General features: G+C 57.6%; 16 protein-coding genes. 8 read left to right on the plus strand and 8 right to left on the minus strand.

The features are described 5' to 3' along the window. The first annotated feature begins 14 nt into the window (after positions 1 to 14). The 4 genes from HKD40_RS10250 (at position 15) to HKD40_RS10265 (ending at position 2633) form a co-directional block, all read left to right on the plus strand. Positions 15 to 359 (plus strand): hypothetical protein, encoded by a 345-nt coding sequence (locus tag HKD40_RS10250; RefSeq protein WP_169195659.1) that lies wholly within the window; start codon positions 15 to 17, stop codon positions 357 to 359. 228 nt (positions 360 to 587) lie between these two features. After that, on the plus strand, positions 588 to 1607 hold the full coding sequence (locus HKD40_RS10255; protein ID WP_169195660.1) for a TerC family protein: 1020 nt from the start codon (positions 588 to 590) through the stop codon (positions 1605 to 1607). A gap of 172 nt (positions 1608 to 1779) precedes the next feature. Then, positions 1780 to 2172: a VOC family protein gene (locus tag HKD40_RS10260; RefSeq protein ID WP_169195661.1), complete on the plus strand. Its 393-nt coding sequence runs from the start codon at positions 1780 to 1782 to the stop codon at positions 2170 to 2172. A 62-nt stretch (positions 2173 to 2234) separates the two neighbouring features. Then, positions 2235 to 2633: a GFA family protein gene (locus tag HKD40_RS10265; RefSeq protein ID WP_169195662.1), complete on the plus strand. Its 399-nt coding sequence runs from the start codon at positions 2235 to 2237 to the stop codon at positions 2631 to 2633. Positions 2634 to 2688: 55 nt separating this feature from the next. Here HKD40_RS10265 and HKD40_RS10270 read toward each other — a convergent pair whose 3' ends face one another. From HKD40_RS10270 to petA, 5 genes are all read right to left on the minus strand, one after another. Beyond that, on the minus strand, positions 2689 to 3222 hold the full coding sequence (locus HKD40_RS10270; RefSeq protein WP_169195663.1) for an adenine phosphoribosyltransferase: 534 nt from the start codon (positions 3220 to 3222) through the stop codon (positions 2689 to 2691). A gap of 28 nt (positions 3223 to 3250) precedes the next feature. Next, complete coding sequence (locus tag HKD40_RS10275) at positions 3251 to 3445, minus strand: hypothetical protein (RefSeq protein ID WP_169195664.1); 195 nt, start codon at positions 3443 to 3445, stop codon at positions 3251 to 3253. A 155-nt stretch (positions 3446 to 3600) separates the two neighbouring features. Next, entirely contained in the window at positions 3601 to 4443 is an 843-nt protein-coding gene (locus HKD40_RS10280; protein WP_169195665.1) for a cytochrome c1, read from the minus strand. A gap of 14 nt (positions 4444 to 4457) precedes the next feature. Continuing rightward, positions 4458 to 5711, minus strand: coding sequence for a cytochrome b N-terminal domain-containing protein (locus HKD40_RS10285; RefSeq protein WP_169195666.1), 1254 nt, complete (start codon positions 5709 to 5711; stop codon positions 4458 to 4460). 15 nt (positions 5712 to 5726) lie between these two features. Then, entirely contained in the window at positions 5727 to 6254 is a 528-nt protein-coding gene (gene petA, locus HKD40_RS10290) for a ubiquinol-cytochrome c reductase iron-sulfur subunit (protein ID WP_169195667.1), read from the minus strand. Positions 6255 to 6491: 237 nt separating this feature from the next. On the opposite strand from petA, the gene HKD40_RS10295 reads away from it, so the two are divergent. The 4 genes from HKD40_RS10295 to HKD40_RS10310 all read left to right on the plus strand — a co-directional run bounded on the left by HKD40_RS10295 (position 6492) and on the right by HKD40_RS10310 (position 9360). Further along, on the plus strand, positions 6492 to 6962 hold the full coding sequence (locus tag HKD40_RS10295) for a tRNA (cytidine(34)-2'-O)-methyltransferase (protein ID WP_199532308.1): 471 nt from the start codon (positions 6492 to 6494) through the stop codon (positions 6960 to 6962). 74 nt (positions 6963 to 7036) lie between these two features. Next, the gene (hemF, locus tag HKD40_RS10300; RefSeq protein ID WP_248306012.1) at positions 7037 to 7909 is read left to right on the plus strand and encodes an oxygen-dependent coproporphyrinogen oxidase; all 873 of its coding nucleotides are present in this window, start codon (positions 7037 to 7039) and stop codon (positions 7907 to 7909) included. Between the two features lie 65 nt (positions 7910 to 7974). After that, a complete protein-coding gene (locus tag HKD40_RS10305; protein ID WP_169195669.1) occupies positions 7975 to 9108 on the plus strand; it encodes an AAA family ATPase in 1134 nt (377 codons plus the stop codon). A gap of 66 nt (positions 9109 to 9174) precedes the next feature. Next, positions 9175 to 9360, plus strand: a complete 186-nt coding sequence (locus tag HKD40_RS10310) for a DUF1059 domain-containing protein (RefSeq protein ID WP_169195670.1) — start codon at positions 9175 to 9177, stop codon at positions 9358 to 9360. Here the strand turns inward: HKD40_RS10310 and HKD40_RS10315 are convergent. The 3 genes from HKD40_RS10315 to HKD40_RS10325 are packed head-to-tail and all read right to left on the minus strand — an operon-like array spanning position 9357 to position 11735. Further along, on the minus strand, positions 9357 to 10520 hold the full coding sequence (locus HKD40_RS10315; RefSeq protein ID WP_169195671.1) for a CCA tRNA nucleotidyltransferase: 1164 nt from the start codon (positions 10518 to 10520) through the stop codon (positions 9357 to 9359). The two genes, HKD40_RS10310 and HKD40_RS10315, sit on opposite strands and share 4 nt — an antisense overlap. Continuing rightward, on the minus strand, positions 10517 to 11140 hold the full coding sequence (locus tag HKD40_RS10320; RefSeq protein WP_169195672.1) for a CoA pyrophosphatase: 624 nt from the start codon (positions 11138 to 11140) through the stop codon (positions 10517 to 10519). The genes HKD40_RS10315 and HKD40_RS10320 overlap by 4 nt, the downstream gene beginning before the upstream one ends. 46 nt (positions 11141 to 11186) lie before the next feature. Next, a complete protein-coding gene (locus HKD40_RS10325) occupies positions 11187 to 11735 on the minus strand; it encodes an N-acetyltransferase (RefSeq protein WP_169195673.1) in 549 nt (182 codons plus the stop codon). Positions 11736 to 12045 lie beyond the last annotated feature (310 nt).

A 12045-nucleotide genomic window follows, 5' to 3' on the forward strand; every position in this document is an offset into this window, starting at 1 on the left:
GGCACTGTGCACTTATGCGCCGATTCGCCCTTGCACTTGCTGTCACCGCCGTAACCGCAATCCCTGCCTTCGCTCAGGCCTATGAAGGCAATTGGAGCTGCAGAGACGAGACCACTGAACGCGTGGGCATCCTCACCATGTATGGTGGCGTCTATGGTTGGGCGGGACGAACCATGGGCGACACACGCTCCGGCACGGGCACAGTCACCGCCTATCAGGACGGCGTCGGCTTCAACGATGGCAATCTGCGCGCCAATGGCTCGGTGCAGGCCGGCCGCATAACCAGCGACGAAAATTTCAATATCGCCCTCCAGCTGGAAACAGCTGAAGCCGTCGTTATGTTCTGCACCGTCCGCTAATCCCGTCTGACGCCCCACAAAAGCCTGGCGCACGCGCGCCGTCTCTTGTTCCGCTGCCAATTGGGCACAGCATAATTCTGTGCTTTACGCCCTGCTTCGTGCCAACACCTTGAAACTTTCCCGTTTCTGGCGCATTTTATACGAGCAGCGCCGGGCCCCTCTGGTCGTAGCTCTTGCTACGGCGATGTCGGAGCTGCTCCACCACGTTACATGGAGAAGGTCCGGCACATGGATATGCTGCTGTCTGCCTTATCGGGCGATTTCCTCGGTACCCCCGCTTACTTCTGGATCGCGTTTATCGCGATCGTTCTTGCTCTGCTTGTCTTCGACCTTGGCATCCTTCACAAGGATGAACACGAGATCGAAGCCAAAGAGAGCCTTCTGCTCTACGGTTTCTACGTCATCATCGCGCTAGCGTTTGGTGCTTGGGTCTGGTTCCAGCGCGGCTCGCAAGCCGGGCTTGAGTTCTACACCGGCTATTTGATCGAGCAGTCGCTGGCGATGGACAATATGTTCGTCATCGCCACCATCTTCGGCTTCTTGGGCATCCCACGTCTCTATCAGCACCGCGTGCTGTTCTGGGGCATCTTGGGCGTGATCCTGTTCCGCGCTGTTCTGATCGGCGTTGGTGCTGCTCTGGTTCACCAGTTCAGCTGGATTCTGGCGATCTTCGGTGCCTTCCTCATCTTCACCGGCTTGAAAATGTTCAAGCACGAAGACGAAGAGCCGAACATGGAAGACAACAAGATCTACAAGTTCTTGTCGTCCCGTTTCCGCGTCACCAAGGAACTGCATGGCCGTAACTTCACCGTTAAGGCTCCAGATCCGAAGACCGGCAAGCTCGTTACCTGGCTGACCCCGTTGGCCATCGCGCTGATCATGGTTGAAATCGTCGACCTGATCTTTGCGGTCGACTCGGTTCCAGCTGTGTTCGCTGTCACCCAAGACACCTTCATTGTCTACACCTCGAACATCTTCGCGATCCTTGGCCTGCGCGCGCTCTACTTCGCTCTGGCAGCCGCAATGAACCGCTTCCGTTACCTGCAGGTATCGCTGGCTGTCATTCTGGTTCTCATCGGTATCAAGATCTGTCTGGTGCCATTCGGCATCCATATCGACACCCTGCTCTCGCTCGGCGTCACGATCTCGATCCTTGCTGCTGGCGTTTTCTACTCCCTGTGGAAGACCCGCAACGAGCCAAACATCAGCGCCGAAGACCATCCGGAAACCGGCAAGCTCGAGCCTTAATCCGCTCAGCTCTGAACAGGAAAGAGGCCCTCCGGGGCCTCTTTTTTTTGGGTTCATCCGCCGTGAACCAGACTACATAAATGCGTCGGCCAGCCCCGACCTCGCCCTATTCTGTTCAAGCTCTGGCCCCATTCTGCCGTTAACCCTTCGGTAAAGAATGAGGAGAAGCGCCATGGGCGTCATCAATCAAATCGTTTTTGACTGCGAACACCCTGCCGCTCTGGCAAGGTTTTGGGCCAACGCATTGGATGGCTACGCCCTGCGCGAATACGATCAGCTTGAGTTGGTTCGGCTGGCCGTCTTTGGCCTCACCCCAGAAACCGACCCAAAGGTCATGGTCGATGGCCCCGGCCCGAGCCTCTGCTTCCAAAACGTCGATGGACAGCGTCACGATAACAATCGCGTCCACCTCGATGTGGAAGTCGCCAATCGGCAGGCGGAGGTGGATCGCCTGAAAGAGCTTGGCGCCAGCATTGATCGGGTACTGCCCACCTATACGGTGATGCCCGATCCTGAGGGCAATCAGCTCTGCCTGATCGACAAGCGCGAAGCCATCGCCGCCTAGGCCTACTGACAAGCTCTGTCAGAACCACTGGTTAGCACTCACTCATAACGAGGACACTGACCATGGCTTTGACCGCCTCTTGCCACTGCGGCGCTATAAAATTCGAGATTGCCTCTGCCCCAAGCGAGGCACACACCTGCAACTGCAGCTATTGCCAGCGGTCGGGAGCCGTTTGGACCGGTGTAAAGCCTGAAGATTTCAAGCTGCTCTCCAACAGCGCTGAAGGCACCTACAACCCGACAGGGCTGAACGTGCATCACTTCTGCGCCGCATGCGGCATGCAGACTTGGGGCGACAGCCCCGATTGGAGCGCGATCTACAACGACGACGGCACGCTCAAGCCGGGCGCGACCGAGGGCGTCCCTGAAACCCGCGCCATGTATTTCAATCTCAATTTGGTCGATGATTTCGACCGCACCAGCATTCCCATCACCGCCATGGATGGCCGCAACAACTGGTAGAAACGACAAAGGGGCCGAGCTAGGCTCGACCCCTTCACATTCAGCTTAAACCGGCTCAGTGGCCTTCAAAAGCCATCAGCGCGCTGACTTCAACGTTCTGTGCCGCCAGCTTCGCCGCACCACCCAGATCGGGCAGATCAATGGCAAAGGCTGCATGGTCACACGTCGCGCCCGTGCTGCGCACGAGGCTGACTGCAGCAATAGCAGTGCCGCCCGTGGCGATCAGATCGTCAACGATCAGAACCTTGTGCCCAGCATTAAGCACGTCAGCATGGATTTCGATCGTGTCAACGCCATACTCAAGCACATAGTTCTGGCCGATAGTTGCGCCCGGCAGCTTGCCGCGCTTACGGACCGGCACAAAGCCCACGCCCATCGCGATGGCAACGCCAGCGCCAAAAATGAAACCACGCGCTTCAATACCAGCGACATGGGTGAAACCCTGATCGCGATATTGAGCCGCGATCTGTTCAACGCTTTGACGGAACCCTTCCGGATGCTCGATCAGGGTGGTGATGTCCCGAAACAGAATCCCTTCCTTGGGATAATTCGGAATCGTACGGACGAGCGACTTCAGGTCGAGCGACATCTGCGGCCTTGAGGCTAGAATTTAAGAATTAGGTTTTGTTGCGGCCCAAAAGATGCCGCGCCAGAACGCCAGCACTATAAGCGACATTCCGGGATGTGTTGATCGCGACTTCGCGCGTTTTTGGGTTCTGAGCCACTGCCTGAATCCCCGCGCGAACCGCTGGGTGGCGGCTGACGGTGATAGCAGTAGTAACGACCGTAACGGCCAGACGTACAGCGGACATCTCAGTCCTTCTCTCAACACAGCGACTTCACGGGAATATCACCATACTTCCACCCGATGGCAAGAGCATGGCGCAAGCGTGAGCGGATTAGTTTACCCGAACCACCAAAAAGAAAGGGGCCCGACGGGCCCCTTAAACGTTCAGCGAGCGTGGACTTAGTGCTCGATGCCCTTCCAGAGCTTGCGCTTGGTTGCATAAAGCAGACCGGCGAAGCCGATGAGGAAGATCAGAACCATGAAGCCGGTTTCCTTGCGGCTCACGAGGTGAGGCTCTGCAGCCCACATCATGAAAGCAGCAACGTCATGGGCGTACTGGTCCAGGGTTTCCGGAACGGTTTCACCGTTTGGACCTGGCTCATACGTCACCGAACCGTCAGACAGCGGAGGCGCCATGCCAATAGCATGACCAGGGAACACGTCGTTGTACGACTTGCCATCTGGGAGCTCAAAGCCTTCTGGAGCTTCGTCGCGGTAGCCGGTCAGCAGACCATAGATATAGTCAGCGCCGCCTTCCTGGTAGCCAGTGAAGTAGTTGAAGATCCAGGTCGGGAACTCGTCCTTGACGCCGCGAGCCTTTGCCAGCACCGAGAAGTCAGGCGGGAAAGAACCGCCCATCGCTTCGGCTGCTTCAGCGTCGCTCGCAAATGGGCTCGGCCAACGATCAGCTGGAACAGCTGGGCGAACGCCACCTTCTGCGGTTGGATCAGCGACTTCGTACTCAGCAGCAAGTGCCTTGACCTGTTCTTCCGAGAAGGACGGGCCATTCTCTTCCGAAAGGTTACGGAACGAGAGAAGACGCGCACCGTGGCAGCTCGCACAAACTTCACGATAGATTTGGAAGCCGCGCTGAAGCTGGTTCTGATCGTAAGTACCGAAAAGACCGCCGAACGACCAATTCTGGCGTTCAACATGAGCCCCTTCGCCGGCGGCGAAGGTTGGAGTCGCAGCAAGGCCTGCTGCGACTGCCATTGCGATAGCAATGGTTTTGATTTTTGACATAGGTCTCGCCTCGTTCACGAGTGTACCTTGCCGAGAACACTCTCGGAGATGCTGGTCGGCAGCGGCTTTGGCGTTTCAATCCGCGAAAGCACCGGCAGAATCACAAGGAAGTAGATGAAGTAGTACGCAGTGCAGACTTTTGCCAATGTGGTGTAGACGCCTTCTGCCGGTTGCGCACCGAGGTAAGCCAGACCGATGAAGTTGATCACGAACAGAGCGTAGAACCACTTGAACATCGGACGGAACGAACCCGAACGAACCTTGGAAGTATCGAGCCACGGCAGAACCAACAGCAGGAGCATCGAACCGCCCATGGCGATAACACCGCCAAGCTTGGAGTCGATGAACAAGATGTTGAAGTCAACCGCACGAAGAATGGTGTAGAACGGAAGCAGGTACCACTCTGGAACAATGTGAGCCGGCGTTACCTGGCTATTCGCCATGATGTAGTTGTCGGCATGGCCCAGAATGTCCGGCGCAAAGAAGACGAACCAAGCGAAGGGGATGCAGAACAGCACCATCGCGAACAGGTCTTTCATCGTGTAGTACGGATGGAAAGGCACGGTATCGCGTTTATCCTTCACTTCGACGCCAATTGGGTTGTTATTACCCGGTACGTGAAGCGCCCAAATGTGCAAGCCCACCACCGCAGCGATGATGAACGGCAGCAGGTAGTGCAGCGAGAAGAAGCGGTTCAGGGTTGGGTTGCCAACGGCAAATCCACCCAAAACGAGCTGCTTAATGCTTTCACCAATGCCCGGAATTGCGGTGAACACGTTAGAAATAACGGTAGCACCCCAAAAGCTCATCTGACCCCACGGCAGGATATAGCCCATAAAGGCGGTAGCCATAGTGAGGATGAAGATCAGCACACCCAGAATCCAGATGATTTCACGTGGTGCCTTATACGAACCATAATACAGCCCACGGAAGATATGAATGTAGAGTGCGACAAAAAACATCGACGCACCCACAGCATGGGTCGCCTGAATGATGCGGCCGCCGTTGACGTCACGACGAATGTGCTCAACCGAGTCGAAAGCCATCGAGACGTTCGGGGTGTAGTGCATGGCCAGGATAATCCCGGTCACGATCTGCACGCCAAGGCACATCACGAGAATAGCGCCGAAGGTCCACCAGTAGTTGAGGTTCTTCGGAGTGGGGAAATCCATCAAGTGCTCTTTAGCGAAGCGCACGACCGGCAGGCGGTCATCGAGCCACTTCTCGACTGAGGATCCCGGAGTATAATTCGAGTGTTCAGAAGCCATCGGGTAAGTCCCCCACTAACCGATCTTAACCAGCGTATCGCTGACAAATTCATAAGGCGGCACGACGAGGTTTGTCGGCGCGGGACCCTTGCGAATGCGGCCTGCGGTATCGTAGTGCGAACCATGGCACGGGCAGAACCAGCCGTCGAACTCACCAGCTTCACCAACTGGTACGCAACCAAGATGCGTGCAGTTCGCAACCATAACCAGCCACTGTTCGTGACCTTCCTTGGTGCGCTGCTCATCTGTTTCCGGATCCTTCAGATCCGACAAAGGTACAGCCTTGGCTTCAGCAATTTCAGCAGCCGTACGGTGACGTACGAAAACAGGAAGACCGCGCCAGGTAATGGTTACCGACTGGCCTTCTTCGATTGCGCCTAGGTTGAATTCGATGCTGGCGAGAGCCAGTGTTGAAGCGTCCGGATTAAGCTGATTGATCAGCGGCCAGACCACGGCGGCTGCGCCAACAGCGCCAACAGCGCCCGTGGCGACGTACAAAAAGTCCCGCCGGTTCGTGGATGAATGTTCTACTTCTGTGGCCAAAGTCCGTATCCCCGTACGAATGCACCTTTGACGGAGCCGGCAGCGGCATTATCGATTATGCAAATAGGAGAATATGCAGAATCGACCGCCGTCCGCCCTCAAGCGGTCCGTCAGTTAGGGTCCTTTTTGCACTGTCACGGGCACTTGTCCAGAGTGCGACAACTGACAGCACCCTCCTGCGACACTATACCCGTGGATCATGCATGCTCCACCCTTGCGAAAGATGAACACTTAGTCATGGCCTTGGATTTAGCACTCTATCAACCTGACATTGCAGCAAATACCGGGACCCTTTTGCGCTTGGGAGCGTGCCTGGGAGTACCAGTTCACGTTATTCATCCAGCCGGCTTTGCCATCACCCAGAAAAATCTCGCAAGATCTGGAATGGATTACCTCGATCACGCCAATCTTATTGAGCACAACAGCTTTTCCGCCTTTGAAGACTGGCGGATTTCCCAAGGCAGGCGGCTGGTTTTGATGACCACCAAGTCCAGTTCATCACTTTATAAGGCGCAGTTTGTCGCTGGCGACATTTTGCTCCTTGGACGTGAAAGCGCTGGCGTGCCAGATGAGGTCGCAGAACGCGCCGACCTTCGTATCCGTATCCCCATGCGAGAAGGCCTGCGCTCTCTCAATATCGCTATCGCTGGCGCTATGGCTTTAGGAGAAGCCATCCGTCAGACTGGCAGTTACGCTGAAGACATTTGAAACTATCCGCACGGCATCCCCCCATGCTGCTAGGACCCTTTACAGTTTCCGCATAAAGGTACATGTCCCCCGCCATGACACTGCCAATCGATATCGACGACAAAAAAATCGCTGCGCAAGCTTGGTTCCGTACTCTGCGAGACAAGATCGTGGCGGAGCTGGAAGCTATTGAAGCTGAGGTCACCGGACCTCATGCCGATAGGGCACCCGGCAAGTTTGAAATTTCCCCATGGGATCGCGCCGCTGGCGGCGGCGGCGAAATGGGCATGCTTCACGGCCGCGTCTTTGAAAAGGCAGGCGTGCACATCTCAACTGTGCACGGCACCTTCTCCGAAGACTTTGCCAAGCAGATGCCAGGCACCGAAGCGGGTGCGGGCTTCTGGAGTTCGGGCATTTCGCTCATCATCCACCCTTGGAACCCTCATGTTCCTGCCGTGCATATGAACACGCGCATGATCGTCACGGGCAAGCAGTGGTGGGGCGGCGGCGCCGACCTGACGCCAGTTCTCGACGTTAAGCGCACGCAGGACGACACCGACACTATCGATTTCCACGCTGCCATGAAGGCCGCCTGCGAAAACCGTCCGGGCGTCGACTACGATCGCCTCAAAGCATGGTGCGACGAATATTTCTTCCTGCCACACCGCAATGAACATCGCGGTATCGGCGGCATTTTCTACGATCACCTCAATACTGGTGATTGGGATGCCGATTTCGAATTCACCCGCGCTGTCGGCGAAGCCTTCCTCGACATCTATCCCAAGCTCGTTCGCCGCCATTTTGAAAAGAACTGGTCGGAAGCTGAGCGCGACGAACAGCTGGTTCGCCGTGGGCGCTATGTCGAATTCAACCTGCTCTATGATCGCGGCACGACCTTTGGCCTGAAGACCGGTGGCAATATCAATTCCATCCTCTCCTCCATGCCGCCTGCGGTAAAGTGGCCCTGATCGGCGACTGACCCAACTCAAATTTGATCATGGCGCCCTCACTCACCTTCTGATTGACTGGCGCCATGACTGTTTCTGACCTTGAGATCAAAGCCTATCGCTCGGTTCGATCGATCCGCTTCCCCCTACGTCGCCTGACCGTGCTGACCGGCGGAAATGGCGTCGGCAAAACCAATCTCTATCGCGCCCTCGAACTCCTGCAAGCTGCGGCCAATGGCACCATTACCCACGCCATCGCCCGCGAAGGTGGGCTTGGCTCCGTCCTTTGGGCGGGCGAGCGCGGTGTCAAAGACCTGCCGCGCCTCTGCCTCGAAATTGGCCTTGAGGCCGACAATGGATCCGACGTCATCCTGCCGCGCTACGCCGTTGAAGTCGGCTTTGGCGACAGCAAATACGAAGCCGTCTTCTCCGAAGAACCCCAGATCAAATCCGAGAGCCTGATCCTGCCCGGTCGCCGTCCCGTGACGCTGCTGGAGCGCAATCGCTCAGCAGTGTGGTATCGCGATGATAATGGCGCGCGCCGCCAGCTCGATGAGCCGCTCTTGCCGAGCGAGACCGCCCTCTCGTCATTGCGCGGCACTCTCCCCGAGGTCGATGCGGTTCGCCACATGCTCGCAAGCTGGCGATTCTATCACGGCTTCCGCACCGACCCAGATTCGCCGTTGCGCCGACCTTCGCTCGCCATCACCTCGCCCATGCTCGATTCTGACGGCAGCAATCTCGGCGCGGTCTTTGCGACCCTCAAACATATTCGCGGCGACACCGTCGATCTCGACGCAGCAATTGATCGAGCCTTCCCCGGTGCGCGTCTCGACATCCCGCCGCCAGACAAATACGCCAGTTTCACCATGACCTTCCCTGAGGTCCCCAACCGCCCCTTCGGCGCTGCGGAACTCTCCGATGGTACATTGCAATTTCTCGCCTTGCTGGGTGCCCTCCTCAGCTACCGCCCCGCCCCCTTCATCGCTCTCAACGAGCCTGAAGCCTCGCTCCACCCAGATCTATTACCAGCCCTTGCGCAAGCCATCGCCCGCGCTTCTGAGCGAACCCAAGTCTGGGTCGTCACCCACTCCCAAGCGCTCGCTCAGGCCCTTGAAGACGCCACAGGCGTCGCCCCTCGAACCGTTATCCGCCGCAAGGGTTCAACTTGGCTCGAAGGCCTTTCGGACATGGGGTTCTTCCCCGATGACGAAGATTAGCGGAACCCATGCCCCGCCCACTCGTTTTGCCCGGACACGCCCAAGGTCAAACCAAGGAGTTACGTGATGAAGCGATTTGATGCTGGAACACTCATCCCAGGCGCAACCTGGCACGCAGAGGCGGAATCAGAAGCTGAAGTCGTGCGTCGCGCTGTCGAAAATCTAAAATCTTTGCACGGCGAAACGGAAGTGCGCCCCGACATGGTCGAGCGCATCAAAGAGCGGATCGTCGACGTTGGTCCCCGCGCCTAAAGCGCGAGGAGCTCATGTTTTGAAAGCGTAAAACCGCTCTCGACCCAGGCCTTCTCAAGCTTTTTAAGCCGTTGACCCATTTCCGGGCCAGCGGCAACGCCTTGCTCCATCAGGTCTTTCCCCGACACTGGCAGCGGCTGCGCGGGCAGTCGCGCCAATTCTCGTGCCGCTTCCATAAGCCGATCACGCGGCCAGTCATCAGTGCTCGCCACAACAGCCAGCCCTTCAACCGCGTCTTCGCCAAACCGATAAGCGGCCCAGTTGGCTTGATTATGCACCAGCAAGTCTGCGGACTCAACAATGCGCAAAGCCTTGGCATAAACCTCGCCCGAGAGCCGCCACTCGGCCTGACGCAGCGGCAGGCTATCCGCGCCAAAGAGCGCCAAGCGCGCTTCGGCGGAGCGACCGCCAAGGTCCTCATAGGTTACAAGGCTTGCAATCTGCTTTTCCGTCGCCCGGACAAGGCCAATGCCTTGCATAACCGCCAGCGTCCGCGCCACTTTTGGCTGCGCCAGCATCCGCATCATTTCTGAACCGACACGCTCGCGCGAGAGATGGTCCAAGCGCCCCGAGGCCGCGCGACAAGCAGCCAACCCCTCGGCATCAAACTGCCCGCCACCATGCGTCGTCGAGAATCGGAAGAACCGATAGACCCGCAAACCGTCCTCAGCGATTCTCGTCGCCGCATCACCAATAAAGCGCACGCGCTGATTATGGAGATCGCCCAACCCGCCCAGCGGATCAAACACCGTCCCATCAGCCTCCACATAGAGTGCGTTCATCGTAAAATCGCGCCGCCGAGCATCCTCCACCCAGTCCGTGCCAAATTCCACCTGCGCGTGCCGACCATCGGTCTCCACGTCCTTGCGCAAGGTCGTCACTTCCACGCTCGTGTCGTCGAGCCGAAGCGTCACAGTTCCGTGGTCAATGCCCGTCGGATAGGTCGCTATGCCCGCAGCTTTTGCCCGCTGCATCACGCTCACCGGTAAAAGCTCGGTGGCCATATCAATATCGGTATTAGGCCGAAGCGAGCCGAGCAGGCTGTCGCGCACAATCCCGCCGACCGCGCGGGTTTTCCCCTCAGCGCCGCCGAGCACCGTAAAAATGGTCTGCACAGCAGGAAGAGCGAGCCAATCCGCTTTAAGCTTGGTCGACGTCATGCAGCATCCTCATCCATCACCAAATCTCGGAATTTCCGCGTGAGATTGGCCGTAATACCCCAGATCATGTGACCATCATGGTCGATCTGCCAAGTGGTGTGCTCTTTCCCCTGCCGGGAGATTTTAAAGCGCCCATAGGTGGATCGCTCCAATATCCGCGACAGCGGCACTTCAAACACCGAGTGCACTTCTCCCGGATTAGGGACAAACGGCCCACTTGGACTGACCAAAGCCACCACCGGGGTAATCAGATAATTCGTGCCCGTGTAGTAGGTCGGCAAATAGCCAAGGATTTTCACATCCTCCGCCCGCATCCCCACCTCTTCATTGGCCTCGCGCACAGCCGCCGCCGCCACATCGGCATCGGTCTTGTCGACCTTGCCGCCGGGAAAAGCCACCTGCCCCGAATGCGCCCGCAAATCGGGCGACCGCTCCGTATAGAGCACCGTCAACCCTTCAGGCCGCTCGACCAAAGCAATCATCACTGCCGCCGCAACAGGCGGACGGTCATAGGGTGTCAAAGGCGCCCAATCGGGCACCAGCTCTCCGGCGTGTACTGGCGGAACCTGCAACAGGCGGCTGCTCAGTCGAGAAAGGAATGCTTCGTCGCGAATAGTCATAGCGCCAGATTAGGGCAGCCGAACGCAAAGAGCAGCAGAAATCTGCCTACTGACCGGTGCGGAACGCACCGATGCGGCCCGACAGGGTCTTGGCAAGGCCCTTGTCATCCGACAGCAGCAGCACGCGGCTCACATCGACCGGGCCGGGAAACTCGATATTGCCCGGAGTGGTGATTTCCCAGCCAAGCGGGCAGTAATAGTCCTGATCGCCAACCAGCAGCACAAACTTGCCCTCGCCACGCGACAGCGCCAGCTTAGACACTTCCAAAGCCAAAAGCTTACCAGCACCGCGCTTGCGGAATTTCGGGTGTGTTGCCAGCGGCCCAAGCATGTAGCCGTTCATGTCGCCAACGCTGATCGGGGTCATCCACACCGAACCGGACGGCACGCCATCGACTTCCGAAATCAGGCTCAGGCTCGGATCAATCGGGAAACGCTCACGCACCCGGAAAGCCGTCCGCGCAAAACGTCCCGGACCGAAGGCCAGAGCCTGAAGGTCATCGACGAATGCATCGTCAGCCGGGGTTGCAACACGCAGGGACAGGGTTTCGCCAGCAGGAGTCGTGATGGCAGCGGACGCAAGAGAAGCGGTCATGAGAAAATGGTCCAGTAATGTTCAGACGAGGACAGGGCCACCCGCTCGGGGCACCCGTTAAAAACGACCAACTAGGGTCGTCGGTTCATCTGAAAAACTTTCACCATCCTGGACGCCTCCACGTCTAGAATCCCGATTAGCACCGGTGTGCGATCACGTAAACAAAAATGCGAAGTCGCGAACAGTCTTGTGTTCGCATCGCCTGTTTGTGTTCCAAATGCACAACAGTGCGTTGCCATTGCCTCCCCTTATCTCCGCCCCTCATTCCCCCTAACTTTGGGGCCACAGCAACCTCCACATCCCCTGCCTC

Origin of the sequence: Devosia sp. MC1541, from assembly GCF_012847305.1 — a bacterium.
In the GTDB taxonomy this organism is placed as follows: domain Bacteria; phylum Pseudomonadota; class Alphaproteobacteria; order Rhizobiales; family Devosiaceae; genus Devosia.